Genomic DNA, 26,110 nt, shown 5'->3' on the forward strand with positions numbered 1-26,110 from the left:
CGCGCAAGCAGGTTAGAACATTATCGCAGAAAAAACTTCTTTTTAAAAAGATTGTTTCTGCAAAAAAAAAGAAAGACGGGTTTTGGCCCGTCTTCTTTTGTTTTAAATGGTACAAGTTTTTTAGATAAACTAGAAACTAGTTGATCTTGCGCATGACGCCGATGACGCGACCTGCGATGGAGAAATCCTTATCCTTTTTGACGATGATGGGACTGTAGGTCGGGTTGGCGGGGCGCAGTTCCACATGGGTGGGGGCCGGATGGTAATACTTGACGGTTGCTTCGTTATCCACCTGGGCAACGATGATTTCACCGCGATCAGCAGTCTTCTGCTGACGGGCAAATACCAGGTCGCCATCAAAGATTCCTGCGTTGATCATGGAGTCGCCCTTCACGCGGAGGGCGAACACGTCGGTACGGCAAGCCAGGAAGTCGCGGTCAATGGTGACGGTGCCTTCCAGGTTCTGAACTGCCAGGATGGGAGTACCTGCGGCAACGCGACCGACGATAGGAATTTCGATAGTGTTGCTGGGGGCGATATCCTTGACTTCTTCGTTACCGTTGGCCACAATTTCGATACCGCGGCTCAGGCGGGGAGAACGGTTGATGTAACCCTTCTTGATGAGGGCTGCAAGAATGGAGCGAACGCCATTGGTGGAGGAAATTTCGAAATGGTTGCCGATTTCGCGGACGGTAGGCGGCATACGATTTTCCTTGGAATACTTCTTGATGTATTCCAGGATTTCTTCCTGACGCTTGGTCAGTTCCTTGCGGGGGCTTGCGTCGCTATAAGTATCGTTTTCAACTTCGCGATCGAAAGCGGGACTGATAATATTCGGTTTTTCCATCTTGTACCTCGTTAATTTTTTACGATAATAAATATAGTGCACTCTTGGGCAATTGTCAATACTTTCACTGCACAAAAAGTAACTTTTTTGTTTTTGTCGACTTGACTTCAATTTTATGTTTCTATCTTTGCTTTTATGGATTCACTTTCTGAATTTTTAACTTTTACCCATTCTCCGTCTCTGTCCCTGTTCAAGAATGTCCAGGGCGAATCCATTCACGTCAATGGGACTACCATTCCGGTGGCAGCCATGATGGTGGCTGTCCGTTTCCAGCAGAAACCGGAACACATCCTGATTATTGCAAAAGATTACAAGAGTGGGGAATCCTGGGTCGAAAATTTGGAAAGCATGGTAGGGGAGGACTTTGTACGATTCCTGCCCTCCATCGGTCTTAAGCCTTACGAAAAGAAGGTCCCTTTCGAAGGTGTCCTGGAAGAACGCCTGAAATTCTTTAGGGATCTGGAACGTAACGAATCTCCCTTCATTACGGTTTGTCCTTTGGACGCATTCCTCATGAGGCTGCCTGCTCCGGGATCCGTCATGAAGAATTCCCGCACCCTGAAAGTGGGTGACGTGTTTGAACCTTCCACATTGCGCCCCTGGCTGATGGACCATGGCTTTGTGGAGCAGCCTGTGGTCAGCGGTGTCGGGGAATTCTCCATCCGCGGCTGTATCGTTGACGTCAACTGCCTTCTGTACCCGCATCCCATCCGAATTGAATTCTTCGGTGACGAAATTGAATCTATCCGAAGCTTTGATATTTTCAGCCAGCGTTCCGTGGAAAAGATGAATTCCGTACAGCTTTTCCCTATGGGAGAATTTGTAATCCCGGAAAGGGAACTGGCGACCTATAATGGCGAAAACGCAGGACTTTGGTGGAAGCGCGGTAAGTACGAAAAACTGGACTATACGCTGCTGGACTATTTGCCTAAGGCCCCGATTGTTTTTGAAGAGCTTTCCGTACTTTCCGAGACGGCAACCAAGTACTTCTTCAAATGCGAAAATGACTTTCAGGAATTGCGTCAGATCGAAAGCGATACGATCCCTCCTAACGAAATCTGGCTGAAGATGGGGGAGGTTTCCAAGGGCTTTATGGGCCGCGCATCCATGGACTTGACCCGAGTCAACGTGGAAGATGGAAACTGGCATGACTTACATTGCAGGGTCCAGGATTTTTCTTCCAACGGCACGGATGCTGTTGCGAAGCAGATTGAAGAATTTACGGCAGCGGGTGGCTCCGTCTATGTGGTCGCTCCTACGCCGGGCGGTATCAACCGACTGAAGCAGGTCTTTAGCGACCTTCCCATCGAAGAATATATTCAGGGAAATCTTTCCGAAGGTTTCTGGCTGGAAGAGGACAATGTCGCCTTCCTGACGGAAACGAGAATCTTTAACCGTCATTCCAATAAGACCCGCAAGAGAAAGGTGTCCGGCTCTGTTTCCGGAGCCTTGATGATCGAGTCCCTCAATCGCGGGGACTTTGTGGCCCATGAAGATCATGGCGTAGGTAAGTACCTGGGCCTTGTCCGTGTGGAAGTGAATGGCGGTATGGTGGACTGTGCCCTCCTGGAATACGAAGGTGGCGACCGCCTGAAATTCCCGGTAGCGGATCTCCAGAAGATTGAACGTCTGGACCACGGAGAGGAACCTCCTAAGCTTGACAAGCTAGGCGGCAAGAGTTGGGAAAACCTGAAGAAGCGTGTGAAGCAGAAGGTTATCCAGATCGCCCGCGACCTGGTGGAACTGTATGCTAAGCGCGAAATGATCGAAGGTTTTGCGTTCCCTCACGATGGTAAGCTTCAGGTAGAATTCGAGGAAGCTTTTGAATACGAACCGACGCCGGACCAGGTAAAGGCTACTGCGGAAATCAAGCAGGATATGGAAAGCCGTCGTCCTATGGACCGTCTGGTCTGTGGCGATGTGGGGTTCGGCAAGACGGAAGTGGCAATGCGTGCTGCCTTCAAGTGCGTGGTCAGCAAGAAGCAAGTGGCCCTTCTGGTACCTACCACCATTTTGGCCGCCCAGCATTACGAGAACTTCATGGACCGCTTCGCAGGTTTTGGCGTGAATATCGCACTTGTGAATCGATACAAGACTGCCAAGGAAAAGAAGGATATTTTCAAGCAGGCGGAAGAAGGTAAAATCGATATCCTCATAGGAACTCACGCACTGCTTTCCGAAAAGAACAAGTTCAAGGACTTGGGCCTTCTCATCATCGATGAAGAACAGAAGTTTGGCGTGAAGCAGAAGGAAAAACTCCGGGAGTTGCGCCTTACGGTGGACTCCCTCAGCATGAGTGCTACGCCTATCCCTCGTTCCCTCCATTTGAGTATGACAGGTGTCCGCGACATCTCCCTCATAAACACTCCGCCTATTAACCGCCTCCCGGTGGAAACCACCCTCATGAAACGTGATGATGAGGTCATCAAGAATGCCATTCTGGATGAACTTGCCCGTGGCGGCCAGGTGTTTATCGTCAACGATCGCGTTCATAGCATTTACACTCTGGCAGACGAAATCGAGGCACTGGTTCCTAACGCCACCATCGGCGTGGCTCATGGCCAGATGGATGACCGCGATCTTGAAAACGCCATGGACGCTTTCCTGTCCAAGAAGTTTGATATCCTGATCAGTACCAGCATTATTGAATCCGGTTTGGATGTTCCCAATGCGAACACCATCATTATCATGAATGCCCATCACTTTGGCATAAGCCAACTGTACCAGATGCGCGGTCGTGTGGGGCGCAGTAGTGTTCTGGCGAAGGCCCTCCTTGTGGTTCCTGCGAAGCACGAAATTTCTGCGGAATCCATGCGTCGCTTAAAAGCTCTGGAACAGTTTACGGATTTGGGTAGCGGCTACCAGCTGGCCATGCGGGACCTGGAAATCCGTGGCGCAGGTAACCTGCTGGGACAGGAACAGCATGGTTTCATTGCGGAAGTGGGATTTGAAACCTATGTCCGTCTGGTGAAGGAAGCGGTGGAAATGCTTCGTGGCGGTCCTGTGGAAAAGCCAATCCAGACTCGTGTGGAATTGGGCGTGGACGCCTACCTGCCGGAAGACTACATTCAGGATGGTCTTACCCGTATCGATATGTACCAGCGCATTGCACGCATTACCCATACGGATGAAATCCAGAGTATTGCCCAGGAACTGGAGGACCGTTTCGGTCCTGTTCCCGATGCCGCAAAGATGCTCCTGCTGGTAACGGAAGTGGGGCTCCTTGCAGGTCGTCTGCGTATTCAAGGCCTTGTGCAGCGTAAGGGAATGCTGGCGGCCACCTTCGTGGAATTCCCGCCTCCCGATGTTCGCATCATCAGTGAGATGTATGGCTTGGCTTTGTTCCCCATGCGCATCCTTGCCGGATCTCCCATGCAGGTCATTATCGAACTGGGGAAGGGTACCCCGAAGACTCTGGCGGAAAACGCCCTCAAGCAGTTCCGTTCCTTCGCCGTCATCAAGGCTCAGGCGGCAACCATCCAGCCGAAGAATCCCCTGCTGGCTGGCATTGGCGAGAAGAAGAACTAACCGGAAATGTCATGCTGGCGAATGTCTTTCAAACCGCCGTCATGCTGACGAATGTCAGCATCAGCTTTTCTATTAGGTGTTTTTCGGGTTTATGGCTTTGTAATTGTTTTGAACCGCTTCAAGTTGCTTGATGATTTCATCAGGCGAGTTGCCGAACTTTTCTGCAAAGCTTTCGTCGGCGTCGGTTTCGAAACGTACCTGTTGGGCGGGGATTTCCTGGATCGCTGCCACCGTAGATTTCTTGCGGAAGGAGTCTGCGTGTAGGCTGAACAGGACTTGCGGCCCAAGCGCTTTCAGTGCAGACTTGACTACGGAAACGTCTCCGCCAAAGCGATGGAGGACAACCGGACGGTCATGCTGCTTGGCATTGGAGGTGCAATTCTGGAGGATACGCAGGATTCTTGAGTAATCCCCGACGCAATGAACGTGCAGGGGACGGTTCAGTTCCTGCGCCAGTAGGACTTGCCTTTTAAATACTTGCTCCTGGGTGCCTGCGGGTTCATACCCTTCAAAGCGCTTGTCCAGTCCGCATTCTCCCACATCCGTGTCTGGATTGGCTCGGAGGATTTCTTCCAGTTGCGAGAAGTTCCGATCTGTCATTTTCGATGCCACCATGGGGTGGATGCCGAATGCATAATGGGCGTCCTGCCCCTCGTCCATCAGTTCAAGGGTCTTTTCCCATTCCCAGGGTTCACAGGCGATGGTGTTAAAATTCACTCCGGCGTCCAAAAGTCCCTTTGCCAAGGCTCGGGAGGATTCAAAACGGGCGAGATGGAGGTGAAAATCGAACATGGGTTACAATATAGCCATGAAAAATTCAATAAATCAGGCGAAAAATCAATTTTCATCTTGTTTTTCCAAGTAAAAAAGCCTAATTTAAGGACATCAATTTTATTTTCACCAGAAAGGAGTTTTTCTAATGCGCGATCTTTTGGAAAAGGTTTTGAACAAGGGTCTTAACGTGTCTTTCTCTCAGGAAGCTGGCTTCGCCATCATCCGCATCACCAAGGGTGAAGAAGTTGTAGCAAGCTGCAGCGTTGGCTCCTCCGACTTCCGTTCCAGTGTCGAAGACTCCCTCCAGTCCCTTATCATGGAACTGGACCGCAAGGGCTTCTAATACCTACGAGAATGATGCCGCTAGCCCCAAGCGCTAGTGATTAAAGAAGCGAGATCGCAAAAGCGACCTCGCTCTTTTTATCCAGAAAAATTCCTTCAAGTACGTACTTTCATCCACAGAAAATCGCGAGCAAATGCTGATACTCTAGAGATGAACTGCGAACGGTCTGTGAATAAAAAGTCCTCGGTAAAAACCGAGGACTTTTTATGAGAGTGAGCGTAAATCGTAGGTTCTATACCTGACGTACTACGCGAACGGTCTCTTAGTTGATGCGGCCAACCAGGTTGCCGGAGAGCATGTAGTCTCTGGTGGAACCGAAGTTGTGGAAGCCAGCAGACAGGCTGAAGCGGTCGGTGAAGGCCTTTTCGATGTAGAATGCACCGAGAACGTCCTTAACGTGCTTCTGCTTAGCGCTTACGCCGTAACCGCATTCTGCACGGTCCTTAACGTATTCAGCTTCGAGAATGATACGGTCCACAACCTTGGTGAAGATTGCGATACCACCGGTCACCGGCAGGTTCATTTCGTTAGAAGCGTCCATCAAGGCTGCTTCAGCAAAGATGCCGAAGTTTGCATTGAGGGGGAGGTTGAACTTGGCGGAGATGTTGTGCTTGATTTCTGCATCGGCGTCATAGATGGCGTCGAACAGGTTTGCACGGTATGCCAACTGAACCTTCAGGCCTTCCAGACCTTCCAGACCGTGGAAGTTGAATGCTGCACGGAGGTCACCCTTGTTCAGGTTAGAAGAACCGCTGATTAAGGAGAGGTACATGTCCAGGTTGTCAGAGGGGGTGAAACCGAACTGCAACTGGTTTTCAGACTTCTGGGTGGAGAGGAAGCCGTTCAGGTAACCATCGATGTAGCCACCGAAGTAGTCACCGCTCTTGTCGGTGTTGTCCCAACGACCCACCTTGAAGGTGAAGTATTCGGTACCCTGCTGGGCCCATGCTTCATCCAGGGAGAAGTAGTCGGCTACATCGTTGGAGTTGGTGCGGATAGCTTCGCGCTTTGCCTTCTTGGTGTCGTAGTCGCCGGTAGAGAGGTCGCCAGGATAGAATGCGATGCCGATCTTACCCTTGAAGTCGTCGGTTTCGGCGAGGACAGCGAAGTTTGCTTCGCCGTTCCACACTTCGAAGTTGTCGCCCAGGTCGTCATTTTCGCTGGTCCAGAAAGTCTTGCCTGCTTCCAATTCGAAGTCAGCGTTGATGTCGAAGTTAATCTGGTTAACAGACATCACAGCGTTTTCGATCATCTTCTTTTTCTTGCGACGCTTCTTCTTCTTGGGCTGGTCGTTGGTAGTAGCTGCTGCAACTTCTTCGGTTGCTGCGGGAGCTGCTTCTACTGCCGGTGCTGCTTCAGCTGCGGGAGCTGCTTCTGCAACCGGTGCTTCAGCTGCGGGGGCTGCTTCTGCGACAGGTTCGGCTGCAGGTGCGGATTCAGCAACCGGTGCCGGTGCTGCGGCTTCTGCTGCCGGGGCAGGTGCAGCTGCTTCAGCTACGGGTGCCGGTGCGGCTGCGTTAGCGGCGGGAGCTGCTTCGGGTGCTGCTGCCGGTGCAGCTTCTGCTGCGGGGGCTGCATTCTGAGCATAAACTGCTGCTGCCAGAACGCAAGATGCGAGGAACATTTTTTTCATATTAAGGAACTCCTTTCACTAATTCCACAATCAAATTGTAGTAAAAAAATATTCACGAAGGGAAAAAACATCATTAAAAAGCTAATTTTAGGCCCAAGTGAGGTTGATTTTGAGAAAAGTTCTTATTTGTGCCCTGTTTATTTTGTCCACATTCGCTTTCGGACAGGAAACTCTTACTGTTTTTCGTAAATACCAGAACGTTGTTGATGAATCCAATCCGGCAGGATCCCTGATCGTTTCCGACTGGATCAAGGAATTGCCTCCTCCTCAGGATTCCGTCAAGAAGTCTAGAATCGTAAAAGATACCGTCTATGTCATGAAGAAGGGCAAGAAGGTTTACGACAAGAAGGGCAAGCCTAAATTCAAACTCAAGAAGAAGAAGGTATACTACTGGGAACCTGTGGAATCCGCTGAACCTCCCAAGTATCTTCCCATCCAGTGTAAGCTGGGCGACGAACTCTGGGTCAAGCGTGCTGATCTCGCCCGTTTCAAGCAGGCCTCCCAGGACCTGAGTGGTGTTTATGCTTCCACTACTGGTACCGTGACTTTGAAGAAGTCTCCTACAAACCCTCGTCTCTTTACAATTGTCATCCAGAACGGTCCTTTCGGCAACCGTGCTGAATTTGAAGCTAGTAACGTGGAAGCCCGTGAATCCAATGGCAACATCCGCCTTTCCTATACCGAAGAAGATTGCACCGTGGACATTGCCCTGGTGAACCGTAAGGTGAAGGTGGCACAGCGTGGCTGTAACGACTATAACGTAGGCTCCTACACCCTGGAAGGCGATTACAATACCTTCAAGGGCAACCGCCGCGTTACAGAGACCTTTAATTTCCCGGAACAGTCCTTCACTTACAAGAAGTTCAAGTGGTGCGACAGTGGCTTTGATTCCTGCAAGGAAGAGAAGGATGAAAACGGCAAGGTGACCATCACCTGGAGTAAGGGCGGTAATGGTTTCATCGAACGTAAGGCTGGCGACGAAGTTCATACCTATCGTCCCTTCGAAAATGTCATTCCTCACAAGCGTGACTTCTACAAGGGTGAAAAACCCCAGGTTATCAAGACGAAGCGTACCGACATTAGCGGTGAATGGTGGCTGTGGTATTTCTATCCCAAGGCTGAACGCTTCAGGATGGTCCGTGCTGGCATGCGTGAAGACATTGCCCAGATGGAAATTTACGAGTAATTGAATCCGCTGGATCCCTAGTCCCGTATTTATGAACAAGGCCATAGAAAAGTCCCGTATTTTATTCCTGGATACAAGCGCTGTGGTGCGTCTCCTGCAGATGCATCCGGACTACTATCCCGTGGTGTCCGAAGTGCTGGACTATGCCTACGAAAAGAACATTACCCTGCTGGCATCTTCCGTTACCTTGTTCGAACTCTCCCAGAAAGCCTGTGTTGCGGGGGAGGGGGTTCTTGCCCGCCAGTACCGCGAGTTCTTCGAGCATTCTTCCAACGTTAAGTTGTGTGATGTAAATGGCGAAATCGCCGTGAAGGCTGCGGAACTTTTTGCAGCCGCTAACCGTACCAACCACAAGCTGACCGAAGCGGAATCCATCCGTCTAGCCACCGCATTTATAAACGGCGCAGACTGCATTCTGACTGAAAATGAAAACTTCGCCAATGCCACGGATATTCCTGTGGTGACGTTGGACGAAGTGTAAATACTTTTTCTACATTTAGCTCCGTAAATTTATTGGAGCTAATATGCCTAACTATTCTACCGTTATTGGTCTCGAAATCCATTGCCAGCTCGCTACCAAGACAAAGATGTTCTGCGGTTGCGAAATTGAAGTGAACACCAGCCCCAACAAGCACGTTTGCCCGGTTTGCCTCGGTATGCCCGGTGCCATGCCTGTTCCCAACAAGAAGGCTGTGGAATATGCTATCCGCCTGGGTCTCGCTCTCAACTGCGAAATCGACCTGAACGCCATGTGGACCCGTAAGAACTATTTCTACCCGGACCTTCCCAAGGGTTATCAGATCACCCAGACTGGTGGTCTTCCGGTATACGACCATCCCATCTGCAAGAACGGCTGGCTGGAAATCATCAAGGCTGACGGCACCAAGAAGCGCGTGGGCATTACCCGTATCCACATGGAAGAAGATGCCGGTAAGCTCATTCACGACATGAGCCCCACCGATTCTCACTTCGACGCAAACCGCTGCGGTACGCCCCTTTGCGAAATCGTCACGGAACCGGATATCCGTAGCCCGGAAGAAGCGGTTCTCGTTCTCAAGAAGATCAAGCAGACTCTGGAATACACCCGCGTTTCCAATGCAAACATGGAAAACGGCAACATGCGCTGCGACGGTAACATTTCGCTGCGCGCTTCCGAAGACGCTCCCTTCGGCACCCGTGCAGAAATCAAGAACTTGAATAGCTTCACCAACCTGGAAAAGGCCTTGAACGCTGAATACTACCTGCAGTCCGCCACTCTGGACGCTGGCAAGGAAGTGGAGCAGTGCACCAAGCGTTACGACCCCAACGCCGACAAGACCATCGTCATCCGTAGTAAGGAAGACGCTCACGACTATAAGTACTTCCCGGAACCGGACATGGTACGCCTCGTGACTGATCCTGCCTTCGTGGAAGAAATCCGTCGCACTCTTCCGGAACTGCCGGACGCACGTCGCGCACGCTTTATGAGTGAACTTGGCGTTTCCGAATACGACGCACAGGTGCTGACTGACGATCGCGACATCAGCGAATGGTTTGATGCCGCTTCCAAGAACTGCAAGAACGGCAAGGTTCTGGCCAACTGGGTCATTACCGAACTTCTGGCCAAGATGAAGGATCTGGAAGGTGGCCTCGAAGCTCTCAAGATCAAGCCGGAACAGCTCTGCGCTCTGGTGAACCTCATCGAAGACAAGACCATCAACGGTAAGATTGCAAAGACCGTCTTCGCCGAAATGTTCGAAACCGGCGACGATCCTGCAAAGATCGTGAAGGACAAGGGCCTGGTCCAGGTGGCTGACACTGGCGCTATCGAAGCTATCGTCCGCGAAGTCTGTGCTGCAAACGCTGCCCAGTTCGCTGAATTCAAGGCCGGTAAGGTTGCGCTGAAGGGCTTCCTGGTGGGTATGACCATGCGCAAGTCCGGCGGTAAGGCAAACCCCGCCATGGTGAACGAAATCCTCGACAAGCTGGCCGCCGAATAATCGTTTTTCGCAGAAGAAGAACGTTGCGCAAGGCTCTCGGCATTCTCGCTTTTGCAATCGCCTGCGTCGCACTGACGCCGGCGGTTTCATTTGCAGCAGTGACATCCAACACGACAGCAAGTCGCTGCGATTCCTTAAACATCAACACCGTGAATATGAGTGATGAGGAAATCGCGGAAGTGTGTGGACTCGACTCGGCAAAGCTTGCTCAAGGTCCTAGCCTGCAGGAATTGAATGAAGAGAACCCCAGCTACATCAAGCGCGAGTATAACCATAAACAGCAGGTGGTAGTTGGAAGTGTGGTGATGCTATGCGTTGCGCTAGCGATGGTGCTGATGAACAATTATAACCCGAAAAGGTAGTGAGGTATGAGGTCGCACCTTGCGGTGCTTTGAGGTGTGAGGTCTAGTTATTTTTGAGCGTAGTTATGTTGTGTAATAGCCTCATACCTGAAAGGGAACGGTAGTGACCGACCTCAAAGCGAAGCGACCTGAAAATTTTTTAACAAGAGGTACAATATGTCTTATACAGATGAAGCAAAAGAAAATTTCAAGGCTCTCGCCAAGAACCCGTATCCTGGTCGTGGCATCGTCCTCGGCACTAGCCCCGATGGCAAGTCCTTCGTGCAGGTCTACTGGATCATGGGCCGCAGCGTCAACAGCCGCAACCGCGTGTTCGAAATGGAACCGAAGACTGGCTTCATGAAGACCAAGGCTTTCGATGAATCCAAGCTCACCGACCCGCACCTCATCATCTACTATCCGGCTCGCCACACTGCAGATGTGCAGATCATTACCAACGGTGACCAGACCGATACCATCTACGACGCCATCAAGCTGGGCGGCACCTTCGAAAGCGCTCTTGCTACCCGTCAGTACGAAGATGACGCACCCAACTTCACTCCCCGTATTTCCGGTATCCACTACAAGAACGCTCAGCCGGCTTTGTACAAATTAAGCATTCTCAAGTCCCGCAACAACTGCGAAGACGCTGGCTGCGAACGTGCTACTTTCGAATTCGAAAAGGCTCTTCCGGGTCTCGGCCACTTCATCAGCACTTACGTGACTGATGGCAAGCCCATTCCTTCCTTCGAAGGCTCTCCGAAGCTCATGCCCATCTTCGACACAGCCGAAGAAAATCTGAAGAAGTACTGGAATGCCCTGGATAAGGACAACAAGGTTTCCCTGATGGTTAAGGTCATCGACCGCAAGACCTTCAAGGCAAAGACCCTGATCGTTAACAAAAATGCGTAAGCCGAGCGTCGCGGAAATGAGCTTGCTCATTTCCATGACCGAGGCTAGCATTTAGCCCGCGCAGCGGGCCAAAATAAGTAAGCCGAATGCTGCAAAATCATGCTTGCATGATTTTATGCCGAGGCTAGCATTTAGCCCGCGCAGCGGGCCAAAATAAGTAAGCCGAGCGTCGCGGGCCAAAATAAGTAAGTGATTTCTGAAAGTCATGCTGACGCAGGTCAGCATCGGATGTGCTCACTTTTGCTCGCTACGCGAGCCTAAGTTCGTCGGCTCGGAAATGCGAATGCAAGCATTCGCGCTTCTCTCGCCTCCTCATTGGCCCTCTTCGAGGGCATTCGCTTGCTTCGGTCATAGAAAATGTAAACATTTTCTGCGACACTCAGCTCACTATTTGCACTCGAAGAGTGCAATTCATTTGTCTCGGCAATAAGAGTAAGCAAGCTTACTCTTGCTGCACTCGACTTCATTCATTTTTCCACCACGTTTCCTAGAATGTGGTGGATTTTCTTTTTTCCGAAGAATGCGTCGGGGTTGCTTAGGTAATAGAAAATATGCTCCACCAGGGCTTCTGTGTTGAAGTCATAAGAGGGAAGGCGCAGCAAATAGCTTTCTGCGGAGTTGTCGAAAGCGAAAAATCGGATTTCTTCCGGAGTGTCCAGTTCCAGGAAGAGGCCTGCGATTTCGTCATTGACACAGACCCAGGGGATGGCTTCTGCAACACAGTTGGACTTCTTTGCCTGCTGAATCAGGTCCTTCAGCTTTTCCTTTTCCATATTGCGGGCACAGATTTCCACGTTGTGTTTTTCAACGGTCTTTCGGGCGATTTCCTTAAAATCCCAGGGGCTTGCATACTGGCTGTCCACAAAGGGATGGACCATCAAGCCGGATTCCGCAAGTCCTTCCATACGGTCTAAGGACCAGGAACTATTGTGGTAGGGGGAGAAGTAGTTCACTTCCGCATACCCTCTGGATTTGAGGAAACGGCCTAGTTCAAGTCCGGGCTTCTTCCCGAAGGTGGAGTTGAAGAACACCCAGTTATCCTTCTTGATAAACTGCTTGGGCACGGTTTCTTCGGGATGTTCCCACCACACGGCTACGGGAATCTTCGTGTTGGTGAAGTATTCCAGCAGGGGCTTAAACTTCTGCACCAGCAGGGTAGAGATGATAATGCCCACTGCGTTAGGGAAGTCCTGTATCCTGCAGGGGTTGCCGCTGCGGTCGAACAGTGCGGATGTTTCCTCGTTATAGCCCAACAGGATCAGCTTGTAATGGTTGTTACCTGCGGTCTTGTAGACAAATCGCAGGAAGTCCAATTCGCGTTCGCTTTCTGCTGTAAAACCGCCCCAGCTGTTACAGCGGGTCACGAATACGACCTGGCTTAGACATTGGCTCTGTTTCCCTTCGTCCTTCCGTTTGAAACTGTAGTGACGTCCAGATTTTGTCAGCACCCCGCTTTCCACCTTCTCGTTTAGGAACTTTCGTAAGGTATTCTGGGATACATCATAACGGATGGACAATTCCTTGCTTTGGGGGAGAGGTTGGGATAACTTGATATTTCCGCTTTCCAGGTCGCGATCGAACTTCTGGCTCAGCTTTTCCATGGTGGAAAGCCTGACCGTCGGGATATTGCTTGGCATAGGAATATTGCCCCAGAAGCAGCCTTTACCCTGTACCTTGCAAATGACATTATCCTGTGCTAGCTGACCTAAAGCGGATTGAACCGTACCGGAAGAGACGCCATAGGTCTTCATGATGGTACGGACGGAGGGGAGTCTGTCCCCATCCTTGTGATTTGTCTTTAACAGTGCCTGGACAATTATTTCTTTCACGAGTCCTAAGATAATAAAATGTCCCGAAATCAACAAAAAACCTGTACGGCTTACACCGTACAGGTTGGGTTGTTTGGGGTTGGAGTATCTTTTTACTTCAGGTCAAAGTCTACGCGGTAGTTGGCTGCACCAGCCTTGTTTACGCGTTCGCCCTTGGCGTTAAAGGTTCCACGGCTCTTCTTGTTCAGCTGGACTTCGTGCAGGTTCTTGATGGCGTCCGGGAGGACCTGCTGGCTGCTGGAGCTAGCGGGCTGCCAGGGGTTTTGCTGCTGGCTGCTGGAGCTAGCGGGCTGCCAGGGGTTCTGCTGCTGGCTGCTGGAACTTGCCGGCTGAGGCTGAGAATTTTCTTCGTTATCTACAGGAACCTGGCCGTTGAACATTTCCTGACCCTTTCTGGTAAGGGCGAGGATCAGCATGCCTTCCTTGGAATAAATATTGTTCTTGGTGAGGTCGACGCGGTTGCCATCAAAAGTCCAGTCGCCCTTGCCCCAGCGGGAGGCGTTAAAGGTGTCGAAGTTGTCGGTCCAATCCAAGGTGAAATCGGATCCATCGGGGCCCTTGCCCGGAGTGTATTCGTAACGCTTCACCCAGTTGATAAACTGGAAGACGGGGAGCTTGCTGTCGTCCCATGGGCCGACCCAGCCTGCATCTTCATGAGACCACAGGTTAAAACGGATGCCCTGCGGTTTGTTGAGTGCGGCAACCTGGTCCTGACCGTTCACGATCTGACTTCCCTTGACGGCCTTGCGAACTTCCTTGCCGTCCAAGGTCCAGCGGACATAGTCCGGAGTCCATTCCAGGCCATAAGTGTGGAATCCTGCGTTGGCTGCGGGACTTACAGTATGGTGTTTTTCGCTGGTGTTCTGGGCGCCGGCTTTGCCGGTGATGATATTGGACTGGAAACTGCCCGGATTCTTGCCCAAAACTTCGATGTCGATTTCCACCCAGGGACGACCGTCGGCAATTTCGGAACCATTGTTGTAGAGGAACATGGAACTCACTGTTCCAGAGATTGCTCCCATGTACATACGGGCTTCATACTTACCGTACAACCACTCTTCGTTGGAGTAAAGTTCTGCGCCGGAATATTGTTTGTTCTGAGCCATAACGGATACTGTTGCTACTGCGAGAAACGCTAGTGCTTTCTTGAGATTCATCTGTTCTCCTTTCTCGTACACCGGTATTAATTTATATACGCTTTTTTGGCTATACAATATTACTGGACGGAATAGTGTAATTACTGTATCGAATGAATCCGTGCTTTTTATTTACTATATTCGAAGCTCGATAAAAAAGCCTGAAAAAAAAGAAGACGTCTTAAAAAAGACGTCTTCCTCCTTACCCCTAATCTTATGCCTCAAATATACCTATGCTATGGGTTAATTGCCATAGCCCATATGGGCTATACTTAACTAGTTCTTGTGGGAATGGAATAGCCCGTGAAGCGTTCCAGCTCTTTTAATTCCCTTGCAGCTTTGTCTTTCTGACCCATTTGCTGATAGACCTGTGCCAGAACCTTTCGAGTGTTGATGCAAAGAGGATTGACCGTCAGGATGCCCTCCAGATAATCGATGGCCTCGTTCTTTTTTTCGATGAGGATGTTGTAGAGGGCGATGGTAAACATGGAATTTGTGGAATTAGGCGTTTCCCGCATAGTGGCACAGGCAATTTCCCCAATTCTCCGGGTGAATTCCTCAGGGGCCACCCAAAGTTTCTCAATGGCCAAGTAATAGGTGGAGGCCAGGATGCAGGATATATAGTCCTTATTGATTTCCGTCTGCAGCAGGATTTCCAGGATGTTCCTGTAGGTCTCGAAATCTTCCTTGCAAAGGTTTTCCATCTTTATGGAAGCATAGCTGGAGGCGTACCACCAGGCTGGAGAAACTTTCGGATGACGGATATATACTTCCGTTGCGGAAAGCTGCATGTGGCGGTAAAGCTGGATTGCGATTCTTGTGGCTAGAAGCGGTAATTGGTCGCTACTCTCAATTTTTTGCAGGGTGGACCAGAGCAAAGAGGAGTCATCCGCCTGGTGCAAAGTGATATGAAGGGACTGTTCTTCTTTCTGGGGTACCGAAAGCTTGATTTGATAAATGCAGTCATCCGTTACTTCGTTCATCTGGCAAAGCTTGATCTGAAACAGGCGATAGCCATGGAGCGCTTCGATGATGGAGAGGAACAGATTGTGGGCTAGGGGGAAATTCTTGATATCGTCATTATGGCCGATGATGACGCGAACTTCCTGTTTTTTGACCGGATTGGAAAAAAAATCCTTGGAGGCAGATACTGCTTCAGTCCTATTGGTCACATCCATGATCTTGTAAATATTGGCCAGATGTACCTTGACTGTGTTTTCGGAGATGTTGAGAGTTCGGCAGATCTCGCCGTTTGTAAGGCCTTTGTGCAAAAGCCTCAAAATTTCGAATTGACGGTTAGTCAATTCTTGCTTCCTTGTTCTCTCTAACATGGAGACAAATTTAGCTTTTGTCTACACTTTTTTTGGATTAAATGTCTACAAAATTATGTTATAAAAAAACTACAGGGTACACTTGCTTTTATGGGCACTAATACTTATATTATTAGTGCTCAAAAGAATAAATGCACAAAAGTGTAAAAAGCTGGAGGATACTTATGGATGTAAGGGAAAAATTGAATATTCTGGCAGATGCTGCCAAATATGACGTATCCTGTTCTTCTAGCGGGTCAAATCGTTCTACTCCCAAAGGTGGATTGGGAAATGGATGTCAGGCTGGAGTTTGCCATACTTGGGCTGCCGATGGACGTTGTATTTCCCTATTAAAGGTCCTCATGAGCAATGCCTGCAAGTATGACTGCGCCTATTGTGTCAATCGCCGCAGTAACGATATTCCTAGGGCGACTTTCACTCCCAAGGAACTGATTGACCTGACTCTGGAATTTTACCGCCGCAATTATATCGAGGGGCTGTTTTTAAGTTCCGCTGTGGTGGGGAGCCCTGACGCAACCATGGAACGTCTCGTAAGAGTGGCCAAGGAACTACGTACTGTCCATAAGTTTGGGGGTTACATCCATCTGAAATCAATTCCCGGCGCGTCTGCTAGCCTGCTTCACGAAGCGGGACTTTATGCGGATCGCAGCAGCGTGAACATTGAAATTCCTTCGGATCAGGCTCTGCAGTATCTAGCTCCCGAAAAGAATCACGCTAGCATCTATAAGCCTATGAACTATCTGGCGGAACGCAAGCTGGAATACAATGCGGGGGGTAATTTTTCCAGATATTCCCCCAGGTTTCTGCCTGCAGGTCAAAGCACCCAGATGATTGTAGGCGCATCGGGGGAGACTGATTACCAGATATTGACTCTGTCAAATGGTTTCTATAAGCAACAGCAGATGAAACGAGTCTACTTTTCCGGCTATGTGCCCATCAATGCGGACAAGCGCCTTCCCGTCATTACCACAAAGCCCCCGCTGGTCCGTGAGCACAGGCTTTATCAGGCGGATTGGCTAATGCGGTATTACAAGTTCGAGTATAACGAAATTCTGGATGAGCAACATCCCAATCTGGATTTGGAACTGGATCCGAAAGTGGGGTGGGCATTGCGACATCCTGAGTTTTTCCCCATTGATATCCAGACGGCGGACTACGAAATGCTGTTACGTGTCCCGGGGATTGGCGTCAAGTCGGCAAAGCTGATCGCCTCCGGACGTCGCTACGGAAAAATCCGGCTGGATAGCCTCAAGAAGATGGGTGTCGTCCTGAAACGTGCAAAATACTTCATCTACCATCCGGATACACCCGCGAGTCTCCGCAGGCTCTATCCCGAGATGGTCCGCCCTCTCCTGATACAGCAGGCGAAACCTGTTCAGCTGGACTTGTTTAACGATCAACCTTTACTTCTTTCGGCTTCTTAATCATGTTATCCATCAGTTATGATTCTACATTCGACGGCTTTCTCAGTGTCGTCTTTGAAATTTACCGTCAACGTCTGAGTGTTGGCGATATCCGTCCGGATCGTCTTGAAGGAACTTCCGAAGATCTGTTCATGCAGCCTTTCTGGGTGGAAACAAATCCGGATTCCGCCCGACGTCTGAAACGGGCTATCGTGAATGCCGCCAGCGAAGATGTCCTTTACCTGCTGGATACGGTTTTCCGTTCCGAGGAGTCTGGCGTCGAAATGAAAATGCTGGCTTTTCTCCGGAAGCTTTTTTCCGGTATAGATAAGAACTACGGGAAGAATCCCACCTCCGAGGAAATGCTTCCGCTCTATATGATCGCCCAGTCTGTCCGTCGCGAAGCGGGGGATATGCGGGGGATGGTCCGTTTTACGAAGTTGGAGGATGGAACGTATTTTGCGGAAATTGAACCGAAGTACGATATTGTGACTCTCCTGGCCGGCCATTTCCGTAGCCGTTTTGCCAATGAACGCTGGGCTATTTACGATTCTAGACGTAATTACGGGATTTATTATGACGGTTGCGGGGTCATGGAAGTTTCTGTTCCCGACATCAAGGAAGTTACGGCAGGGTTGCCTCCTGATTCCATCAAAGAGATGTGGAAAGACTTCTATAAAGCGATTTCCATCAAGGAACGTGAAAATCCCAAACTTCTTAAAAGGTGTTTGCCTGTACGCTACTGGAAACATCTTCCCGAAAGGGAGGCTTCTCCTGCAACCTGGCTGGAGTCGGACTGGATTAACCCGAAATTTACCCGAAGTAGCCCTTCTACTTTGCTTCCTTCGGATGTTGCAAAAGCGAATTCGAGAGCTCAAGTATTGCTTCGGTAATGCCTGTGTAAAATTGAAGCGATTTTCCCCTATAAGATTGGATAATTTTATCATGCTATGCCATTCATTCTTAAATAATTGTATCTTTATTTTTGAAAATTGGAGAAAATTTTTATATGAACATGGCATCGGTCAAACCTGGCTTTTTCGTACAGGACCGTTTTCTGTATAGTAAGGATAATGAACGGACGATTCTTCGTGGTGTCAACCATATGTTTATCTGGACGGACCGCGAAGGAAAGACTATTCCCGAAATCGCCAAGACTGGCGCAAACTGTGTTCGAATTGTCTGGAACACCCGTGGTCGTGTAAGTGACCTGGATAATATCATCAGCCTTTGCATTGCAAATGGCATGATTCCTATTCCCGAAATCCACGATACCACAGGTAACTGGGATAAGTTGCCGGACGCCTTGTCTTTCTGGCTTCGTGATGAAACCCTGCAGATGATCAGCAATCATCAGCAGTACTTGATTATTAACGTGGGTAACGAACCAGGCGCAAAGGTGCAGGATTCGGAAGAATTCTTCTTTGCCTATAACCTGATTGTGACCAAGATGCGTGCCGCTGGCATCCGCGTTCCCATCATGATCGATGCGGATATGTGGGGCCAGAGCGAAAAGAATATTCTGGAAGTGGGTCCCCGCATTCTGCAGGCTGACCCGGAACACAATGTGCTGTTCTCCATCCACATGTGGTGGCCCTCGGAACATCATGATGCCGATGCTACCGGTTATGCGACTGTGGAAGATCGCGTCAAGGGAGTCCTGAAGGCTTCTGTTGATAAGAAGTTGCCCTTGATCGTGGGTGAATTCGCCCCTGTGGCCGTAGGCGGTGCCAAGGACATTCCTTACAAGCTGATTATGGCGGAAGCGGAACGTCTGAACATCGGCTGGATGGCATGGAGCTGGGGACCGGGTAACTTTGATAGCCCCGAAATGGACATGACTATCCATGGTTCCGTAAATACTCTGGTTCCCTGGGGTAAGGAAATCTGTCTGGATAGTCCCAATGGCATCCTGAATACTAGCGTCATTCCTAGCTTTATCCAGAACAAGGATTACGTCATAGAATCTCAGGTTCCTTCTTCCAACTTGATCAAGAATGGAAATTTTTCTGCCGAGGAACCTCTTTCCGATTGGACGGTGGACTTCTGGGGAGGAAAGGCTAACGTCAAGACCAAGGAAGGGGTTGCCCGCTTTGAAATCAAGAATGGCGGTAAGGATTCCTGGAATCTTCAGTTCAAGCAGAAGTTGGACCTCCGTAACGGTGTGACTTACATTTTCAGTATGCGCGCTAAGGCGGATAAGCCCCGTACTTTGAACGTGAACATCAAGAAGGATTCCGATAGTTATACGCCCTATGCAAACGGTCGTATCCTTGACTTGTCCACCAGCTGGCAGAACTTTAGCTGGAAGTTTACCATGAAGGAGGATTCCGACCCCGAAGCACTTCTGATTTTCGACATGGGCGGAGTTCCTATCTCCTGGGAACTTTCAGAAATTTCCCTAGTCCAGGCCCGTAGTGTGGCTGACCGTCTGAATAGAACATTCCAGCGCAATGTGCAGAAGAACTCCGGTTACTTCAATGCGCCAAACGGCCCATGGGAACTTCATCTGTACTCTAAGACAGGCGAACTGCTTGAAGTGCTGGATAAAGGCAAGGGTGGTGAAGGAATGCGCCAGTATCCGAAGATGGAGCTAGGCGGCATTCTGGTCGTTAAGGATCTTTAGTTCAAAGAATACTTTCTAGTAGACTTCTGGACAATCCATTGCCTCCGTCGTTTGATGACGGGGGCTTTTCGATTGCCGTCCATCCCTTTATTTCTTTATGGTACATCTTGTATTATGGATAAACCGCTTTTGTATCATATAGGGGGTCTAGTATGACCCGTATCATGCTTTTTTGCATGTCTGTATCTTGATTTTGTGAAAAATACGGAACTTCTTGTATAAAAACGTCAAAAATTTAATAAAAAGTAAGTTTTTGTATCATAGACTTATTGACTAGGACCAAAATGGAATTTATATTTGAAATGTATGAAACCCGTGATGGAATACAACAATTATCGCCTTTATATCCGCGACTACTATGCGGAACGTAAGGACCGTTCTGGTTTTACGTGGCGTGATTTTGCCCGCGACGCAGGCTATTCCTCTCCGGTGTTCTTGAAACTTGTCTGCGATAGCAAGGCAAACCTTAGCGAAGTCGGCGTAGAACGTGTCGCTTCCGCCATGGGCCTTGTGGGTGTGGATCTGCAGTATTTCCGTGTTCTGGTTGCTTTTAACCAGGAAAAGGATCTGGACAAGCAGAAGTCCTACTTCGCAGAGATGCGCAAGCTGGCTAGGGAAAATTCTGTGACCCTGGTAGGCGAGGAACAGTACGACTATTTCGAAAACTGGCTGAACCCGGTGATTCGCGAACTGGCTCCCGCTTCCAAGGCGCCTTCTGCCGCCAAGCTTGCCGGTCAGTGTGTTTTTGATACAGATGCTTCCCAGGTGAAAAAGTCCCTGAAGCTTCTGGAAAAGTCCGGCCTGCTGAAGAAGAATGAAGATGGCTCCTACGTTCAGGGTGCAAAGTCCATCTCCACGGGCGACCTGAATGTGGCTTCCATGGCGATTCGCGAAATGCATCGCCAGATGGGGGAGCTTGCGATCAAGGCTTTGGATCAGGTGCCGCTGAACGAACGTGACGTTTCTGGTCTTACCATGGGCATTTCCGAATCCGCCTATCATAAGATCGTAAAGGAAATTGCGGATTTCCGCCGCCGTATTACCGCTATTGCTGTGGAATCTACCGGCGAAGAGCGCGTATACCGCTTGAACATGCAGTTGTTCCCTCTGTCAAAGGCCTATGGCCAGGAGGATAACGATGTTTAAGTGGAATCATGTTTTAGGATTTGGAGTCCTCTTTGCTTCCGCTTCCCTCCTGGGAATTGCAGCTTGCTCCACGGATGTGGCTGGCGGCGTTAGCGAAGAGACTAACACTCTGGCCGGTATTCTGGTGAATTCCAAGGGGCAGTCCATGCCTGGTGTTGCTGTGGTAGCACGCCATATGAATGTGGATACCTTGGTCTATACGGATACGACGGATGGCTCCGGAAAGTTCGCCTTCCCGCTGTATCGTCAGGGCGTTTATGGACTTTCCGCAAAGTCCGATTCGATGGCTCTTTACAGGACCGTTCGTTTTTCTGGTCAGAAGCAGGAAGGCCTCTCCCTGGAAATGGCGGAACTTACCTCCCTGAAGGGCCGTGTGGTTCTGGATTCCAGCCTGATGGGGAAGGGGATTGTGGTTTCCCTGCCGGGTACTTCCTGGTCTACCGAAACGGATTCTGCCGGCCTGTTTGAATTTAAGGGTATTCCCGTGGGTTCCTACGCGGTGATGGTGGAATCTCCGGATCCCATTCGCTATGTGGATGCTGTCTATCAGCTGGATGCAACCCGGGATGATGCAACCTTGTCTGGACCGCTGCCTGCCAGCGATGAACGTGTATTTGTGAATGAGGGCGATACCGTCAGGTTTAATTTCGGTACCGCAGACGCCGAAAAGAACGTGGTTCAGTTGCCTCTGTCTACGGAATACGGCCTGTTCAGCTGGTGGTCTATGGACTATGCCTCTGTGGATGCTAGCCAGCGCACCCTCCGTGACGCCCGTGGTCATGCGGATGGCATCCTGCTTTATGGCGACGCGGAACTTGTGGATGGTGTATTCGGAAAGGCTCTGGCTCTCCGTGGTGCAGACCAGTTCGGTGTGGTTGAAAATGATAATGGTGCCCTGGATAGTGCAGACCAGTTTACTGTAGAGCTCTTGCTCAAGCTGGATTCCGCAAAGTCCGGCTCTGGTTACCGCAAGAATATTATGGGTAAGCTGGGCTTCGGTGCCGAAGGCGATCATGACGTGTTTAGCCTGGCTCTTGTTGAGGGTGGCTGCGGTGCGGAAGGCGCCCGACTGGCATTCTTCCTGGCAGACGGCTCCGGCGATAGCCTCTCTTGCGAAAATGCTGCAGTATCTAGCAAGAATGTTGAATTTGATTCCTGGTTCCACTTGGTCGTGGTATTCGAAGCTGGAACTATAAGAATGTATGAAAACGGAAATCTGGTGGCAGAAAAGGAGACTCAGATTGAGCTGCTGGAAAGTTCCGACGAACCGATTTTCTTTGGTAAGGAAAACTTGAACCTTATGCTGGATGATGTGCGATTGGGTAAAAAAGCAATAACTTCAGCCGATGTACTTTACAGGTACAATCTCAAGGGAGGTGCACTATGACTACCAATGAAATGAATACCATAGACCTGGCCACTTTTGAGGTTAACGCTCAGGGCCGTCTCCTAAGTGGTAACAAGCGTTTCTGCCGCATGTTCGGGTTCGAGGAATCCGAGGTCCAGTGGCATTACGTTACTGACCTGTACCGTCACGTCAAGGACTGGGACGAATTCAGGAATGCCGCCGAAGGGGATCGTTTCGAGGCTCGTCTCAAAAACCGTAAAGGCCGTAGCTTTGACTGCATGATCGTTCGTGAAGTGTTCCAGAACGATGCCGGCGAAATGTGTTTCCGCAATGTGGTTTTACGTAAGGGTGAATCTGTTGCCGCTCCTGTTGGTGAAAACAAGCTTGCCATGGTTTATCTGGCTCGCTGCTCTCATTGCGGTTGCAGTGTCCGTGTGTCCAACATGGGGGAGACCCGTCTTCGCATGCTTTGCGATGGATGCGCTGCGGTTGCCTATCCTGAGGCTTATCACCTGAAGGAAGCCGTAAAGTAATCCTGTATTAGAAAAGATCTTTCAATCACAGAACAAAAGAAAGCCGTCGGCACTGCTACGCCGACGGCTTTTCCTATTTGCGGAGTTATAGATGTTTGCGTAAAACAAGAAAGGCGACCCGAAGGTCGCCTTTCTTAAACTGTTTTCTTGTAGGATTAGTCGCCGAATGCATCGTCTGCTGCAGCGGTAACCTGCTGAGCGTTTTCTGCAGTCATTTCGCGTTCTTCGACAACTTCTTCTGCGTTAGCAAAATCGTTTGCCTTCTTGTCGGAAATGGAGAGCTTGCCTTCCTTGAACTTGTACATGGCGATGGTGGTGGGCTTCTTGGTCAGCTGAATGTAACCTTGGCCAGCCTGCTTGTTGATGAAGCGAGCTTCCTGAGCCATCATAACAACAGCGCGGAAGACGGAACCCTGACATTCTTCACTTGCGTAAATATCGTCAAGATAAACTCTCTGATCGTCAGCCATCTTAGTACCTCAAGTTAAGGTTTTGTGTTCCTACAAAAAATTCTGAAATGCTTTGTCCAAAACATTTCAGAAGTTTTGTTTTAGAAGAGGGAGAGGGATTCGAACCCTCGTTACCGCGAGGTAAACACGCTTTCCAAGCGTGCGCCTTCAACCACTCGGCCATCCCTCCAAGGATGTGCGCCAAATATATAATTATATTCGACGCTTGTCAAGGCGTTTTGCGCATTTTTCTTGATTTTTTTGAAAAAAAACTTCATTTTTATCAAAAAAGTTTCGCTAAGTCCTTAAAATTTGCTCAGTTCGTCCCAGACGGTCTGCATCAAGGGTTCAATGGTCTTGGCTGTAAAGTCAAAATTGATGTTTGCAGCCTTGAACATGTCCGGAACAGACACGCTGTAGCCCAAACTTTCTGCCTTGAACAGGTCGTTAATGGCCTTCTGGGGATCCTTCTTGAAATTTGCCCACACCTGGAGCGCTCCCAGCTGGGCAATGCCGTATTCTATATAGTAGAAGGGGCATTCGAACAGGTGGAGCTGCTTCTGCCACATGTTGTCGCGGTACATTTCAAGTCCGGAATAGTCCACGCCGGCGTCGTATCGGTCCATGATGCCCTTCCAGATCGCTTCGCGGTCGGCTGCATTGTGGTTGGGACGGCTATAAAGTTCGTGCTGGAAGCTGTCGATGCTTGCCACCCAGGGGAACAACCAGATGACGTCTTCCAGTTCGTTTTCCGCACTGCGCTTCAGGGATTCCTGGTCGTTACCGTAGAACGGCTTCAGGTTGCTCATGCCGATCAGTTCCATACTCATGCTGGCCACTTCCGCAAATTCGGAAGGGACGTCGCGGTAGGCGAGGATAGGTTGGTTGGCCAGGGCGAACTGATGGAAGGAATGTCCGGATTCGTGGAGCAGCGTATAGATGTCACGGTCCGTCTTGGCGGAATTCATGAAAATGAAGGGGAGGCGGGATTCGTCAAAGCCAATCTGGTAGCCGCCGGGTGCCTTACCCAGGCGAGAATCCGGGTCGATCAACTTCTGGGCCTGCATCTGGCGGGCCCACTTGCCTGCCTGCGGGTGAATGCTTTCAAAAATCTGGTCCACCTTTTCGATCAGCTCGTCGCCGGAGTTATAAGGCGTAAGGGGAGCGCGGTTCAGCGGGTCCACGTTCAAGTCCCAAGGACGAAGTGCTGCAAGACCCATCTTGGCAGCGCGCTTCTTGTAGATTTCCTTCAGCAGGGGGAGCACCAGCTTTTCCACACTTTCGTGGAAGTCCTTGCAATGCTTGGGCGTGTAGTCGCGGCGCTTGGCCATGTAGATAAAGTCGATGTAGTCCTTGCAGTGAGCGTTCTTTGCGATCTTGTTACGGATGGCGAACAGCTCGTCGAAGGATTTGTCCAGAGCTTCCTTGTCCTGCATGCGGCGTTCCCAGGTGACGCGCCATGCCTTTTCGCGAAGGTCACGGTCCGTACGTTCCAGGTAGGCGCCCAACTGCTGCAGGGTCTGAACCTTTCCGTCAAATTCCACGCTCATGCCGCCAGTGATCTTCTGGTAAGCCTGGACTGCCTTCACTTCTTCCGTTTCCAGAGGAATGTTTTCGGGGCTGAACAGGTCCAGGGATACCTGGATGCTCTTGAACCACACGCCGAATTCATCTTTCAGCAAATCCTTTGCGGGATGTGCCATCAATTTCTTGTTCAGCTTGTCGTCGTATTCGCTGGTAATGGGATCCACATTTTCGACGAAGGATTCGTAGGCCTTTGCGGCTTCTTCGTCTGCAGTATTGCAAGTCATGGCCACATAGCGGCGGCAGCTTACTTCCTGTAATACGGAACCTAGCTCGCTCCATTTCATAATCCAGTTGCGGAGGGCTGCGGGGGAGTTTTCGATTTCTTCGTCCAGCAAAGATGCGAATAAAGAATCCACCTGCTTTACGTCATCTACATTAAAATTCTCGGGTACAAAAAAACGACTCATATGATCCTTTTTGCTAATAAACTATTTTCGAGATTACGATTTCTTGAATTGGCCTAGCCAGCGGTTGACAACCGTATCTACGATATACTTCATGGCCTGTTCCTTTAGGCTTTTCTTTTCTTCTTCGGAAACGAAACGGCTCATGGAAAATTCAAGGGGGATGACTTCTCCGCCACTCTGGAGGGATACGTCCAGCTGCCCCGCGAAATGCAGTGTGTCCACTTCCATCAAATGGAAAAGGCTTCCGTCAATAGGCATGATTGCCTGCACCTGAATCTGGTTCTGTCCGGGTACCAGCAGAACGGAATCCTTAAGGTCCACTGGCAGAGTGACGATGGTATCCAGCTTGATCACCGCCTTTAAGCCTTTGAGCCATAAGGTGTCCTTGTGGCTACTTTGTGCGGAAAGATTTCCTGTCAGGAAAATACGTCCGATTTCTTCCTTGATAACGCCCTGGGTCAAGTCCTTTACGAATTCCAGGACTTTAGGGTTGGGGAGGAATCCGTTACTTTTGGGGAACAAGTTGGGATAGATCATCACGGAATCCAATGCAACGCCCTGGAAGTCCAGCTTTGTATGCTGGAGAATGTCCGCTGCTGAAAGCTTGCGCATGACCGCACAACTGCATAACGAAACTGCCAGGATTGCAAGCAGTGCAACAGCGGTAAATTTCCTGATCTTATTTTTTATTACAGAACGATTATATCCCATGGTATATCTTATATCGTACGTTCCAACCAATTTGCAAATATAAAAAATTCCGCAAATAAAA

At 49.9% G+C, this 26,110-nt stretch carries 22 protein-coding genes and 1 tRNA gene; 13 read left to right on the forward strand and 10 right to left on the reverse strand.

Translation table 11 applies throughout. From position 1 onward, the window contains the following. Window positions 1-136: 136 nt before the first annotated feature. The gene (gene lexA / locus BGX12_RS06110) at window positions 137-847 is read right to left on the reverse strand and encodes a transcriptional repressor LexA (protein WP_109735207.1); all 711 of its coding nucleotides are present in this window, start codon (window positions 845-847) and stop codon (window positions 137-139) included. A gap of 135 nt (window positions 848-982) precedes the next feature. Between lexA and mfd the strand changes: the two genes are divergently transcribed. After that, entirely contained in the window at window positions 983-4,375 is a 3,393-nt protein-coding gene (gene mfd / locus BGX12_RS06115) for a transcription-repair coupling factor (RefSeq protein WP_109735208.1), read from the forward strand. A 72-nt stretch (window positions 4,376-4,447) separates the two neighbouring features. Here the strand turns inward: mfd and BGX12_RS06120 are convergent, their stop codons facing one another. Beyond that, window positions 4,448-5,167 (reverse strand): TatD family hydrolase, encoded by a 720-nt coding sequence (locus BGX12_RS06120; RefSeq protein ID WP_109735209.1) that lies wholly within the window; start codon window positions 5,165-5,167, stop codon window positions 4,448-4,450. Between the two features lie 127 nt (window positions 5,168-5,294). On the opposite strand from BGX12_RS06120, the gene BGX12_RS06125 reads away from it, so the two are divergent. Next, the gene (locus BGX12_RS06125; protein ID WP_109735210.1) at window positions 5,295-5,492 is read left to right on the forward strand and encodes a hypothetical protein; all 198 of its coding nucleotides are present in this window, start codon (window positions 5,295-5,297) and stop codon (window positions 5,490-5,492) included. A 262-nt stretch (window positions 5,493-5,754) separates the two neighbouring features. Here the strand turns inward: BGX12_RS06125 and BGX12_RS15625 are convergent, their stop codons facing one another. Next, a complete protein-coding gene (locus tag BGX12_RS15625; protein ID WP_199220734.1) occupies window positions 5,755-7,125 on the reverse strand; it encodes a hypothetical protein in 1,371 nt (456 codons plus the stop codon). A gap of 109 nt (window positions 7,126-7,234) precedes the next feature. Here BGX12_RS15625 and BGX12_RS06135 point away from each other — a divergent pair, with 109 nt between their 5' ends. The 5 genes from BGX12_RS06135 (at window position 7,235) to BGX12_RS06155 (ending at window position 11,543) form a co-directional block, all read left to right on the forward strand. Further along, window positions 7,235-8,311, forward strand: a complete 1,077-nt coding sequence (locus BGX12_RS06135; RefSeq protein ID WP_109735247.1) for a hypothetical protein — start codon at window positions 7,235-7,237, stop codon at window positions 8,309-8,311. 31 nt (window positions 8,312-8,342) lie between these two features. Beyond that, window positions 8,343-8,792: a PIN domain-containing protein gene (locus tag BGX12_RS06140; RefSeq protein ID WP_109735211.1), complete on the forward strand. Its 450-nt coding sequence runs from the start codon at window positions 8,343-8,345 to the stop codon at window positions 8,790-8,792. 43 nt (window positions 8,793-8,835) lie between these two features. Further along, window positions 8,836-10,290 (forward strand): Asp-tRNA(Asn)/Glu-tRNA(Gln) amidotransferase subunit GatB, encoded by a 1,455-nt coding sequence (gene gatB, locus BGX12_RS06145; protein WP_109735212.1) that lies wholly within the window; start codon window positions 8,836-8,838, stop codon window positions 10,288-10,290. Between the two features lie 98 nt (window positions 10,291-10,388). After that, a complete protein-coding gene (locus BGX12_RS06150; RefSeq protein WP_233246283.1) occupies window positions 10,389-10,652 on the forward strand; it encodes a hypothetical protein in 264 nt (87 codons plus the stop codon). A gap of 156 nt (window positions 10,653-10,808) precedes the next feature. Next, complete coding sequence (locus tag BGX12_RS06155; RefSeq protein ID WP_109735213.1) at window positions 10,809-11,543, forward strand: IMP cyclohydrolase; 735 nt, start codon at window positions 10,809-10,811, stop codon at window positions 11,541-11,543. A gap of 467 nt (window positions 11,544-12,010) precedes the next feature. Here BGX12_RS06155 and BGX12_RS06165 read toward each other — a convergent pair whose 3' ends face one another. From BGX12_RS06165 to BGX12_RS06175, 3 genes are all read right to left on the reverse strand, one after another. Continuing rightward, a complete protein-coding gene (locus BGX12_RS06165) occupies window positions 12,011-13,372 on the reverse strand; it encodes a GntR family transcriptional regulator (protein WP_109735215.1) in 1,362 nt (453 codons plus the stop codon). A 92-nt stretch (window positions 13,373-13,464) separates the two neighbouring features. Then, complete coding sequence (locus BGX12_RS06170) at window positions 13,465-14,529, reverse strand: family 16 glycosylhydrolase (protein ID WP_109735216.1); 1,065 nt, start codon at window positions 14,527-14,529, stop codon at window positions 13,465-13,467. A gap of 251 nt (window positions 14,530-14,780) precedes the next feature. Next, entirely contained in the window at window positions 14,781-15,839 is a 1,059-nt protein-coding gene (locus BGX12_RS06175; protein ID WP_109735217.1) for a LuxR C-terminal-related transcriptional regulator, read from the reverse strand. A gap of 164 nt (window positions 15,840-16,003) precedes the next feature. Here BGX12_RS06175 and BGX12_RS06180 point away from each other — a divergent pair, with 164 nt between their 5' ends. The 6 genes from BGX12_RS06180 to BGX12_RS06205 all read left to right on the forward strand — a co-directional run bounded on the left by BGX12_RS06180 (window position 16,004) and on the right by BGX12_RS06205 (window position 22,895). Beyond that, the gene (locus BGX12_RS06180; protein WP_109735218.1) at window positions 16,004-17,263 is read left to right on the forward strand and encodes a putative DNA modification/repair radical SAM protein; all 1,260 of its coding nucleotides are present in this window, start codon (window positions 16,004-16,006) and stop codon (window positions 17,261-17,263) included. A gap of 2 nt (window positions 17,264-17,265) precedes the next feature. Next, a complete protein-coding gene (locus BGX12_RS06185; protein ID WP_233246284.1) occupies window positions 17,266-18,135 on the forward strand; it encodes a TIGR03915 family putative DNA repair protein in 870 nt (289 codons plus the stop codon). 122 nt (window positions 18,136-18,257) lie between these two features. Then, a complete protein-coding gene (locus BGX12_RS06190) occupies window positions 18,258-19,868 on the forward strand; it encodes a cellulase family glycosylhydrolase (RefSeq protein WP_233246285.1) in 1,611 nt (536 codons plus the stop codon). A 306-nt stretch (window positions 19,869-20,174) separates the two neighbouring features. Then, window positions 20,175-21,014 (forward strand): TIGR02147 family protein, encoded by an 840-nt coding sequence (locus BGX12_RS06195; RefSeq protein ID WP_109735221.1) that lies wholly within the window; start codon window positions 20,175-20,177, stop codon window positions 21,012-21,014. Then, entirely contained in the window at window positions 21,007-22,401 is a 1,395-nt protein-coding gene (locus BGX12_RS06200; RefSeq protein WP_158278182.1) for a LamG-like jellyroll fold domain-containing protein, read from the forward strand. Before BGX12_RS06195 ends, BGX12_RS06200 begins: the two co-directional genes overlap by 8 nt. Further along, complete coding sequence (locus tag BGX12_RS06205) at window positions 22,398-22,895, forward strand: PAS domain-containing protein (protein WP_109735223.1); 498 nt, start codon at window positions 22,398-22,400, stop codon at window positions 22,893-22,895. The genes BGX12_RS06200 and BGX12_RS06205 overlap by 4 nt, the downstream gene beginning before the upstream one ends. A 155-nt stretch (window positions 22,896-23,050) precedes the next feature. Here the strand turns inward: BGX12_RS06205 and BGX12_RS06210 are convergent, their stop codons facing one another. From BGX12_RS06210 to BGX12_RS06225, 4 genes are all read right to left on the reverse strand, one after another. Next, complete coding sequence (locus BGX12_RS06210; RefSeq protein WP_109735224.1) at window positions 23,051-23,365, reverse strand: hypothetical protein; 315 nt, start codon at window positions 23,363-23,365, stop codon at window positions 23,051-23,053. Between the two features lie 84 nt (window positions 23,366-23,449). After that, a tRNA-Ser gene (locus BGX12_RS06215) sits at window positions 23,450-23,534 on the reverse strand. Window positions 23,535-23,649: 115 nt separating this feature from the next. Continuing rightward, window positions 23,650-25,338, reverse strand: a complete 1,689-nt coding sequence (locus tag BGX12_RS06220; RefSeq protein WP_109735225.1) for a M3 family oligoendopeptidase — start codon at window positions 25,336-25,338, stop codon at window positions 23,650-23,652. A gap of 33 nt (window positions 25,339-25,371) precedes the next feature. After that, window positions 25,372-26,049, reverse strand: coding sequence for a hypothetical protein (locus BGX12_RS06225; protein ID WP_109735226.1), 678 nt, complete (start codon window positions 26,047-26,049; stop codon window positions 25,372-25,374). Between the last annotated feature and the right edge of the window lie 61 nt (window positions 26,050-26,110).

The sequence above is a fragment of the Fibrobacter sp. UWR4 genome, from assembly GCF_003149045.1.
GTDB lineage: Bacteria > Fibrobacterota > Fibrobacteria > Fibrobacterales > Fibrobacteraceae > Fibrobacter.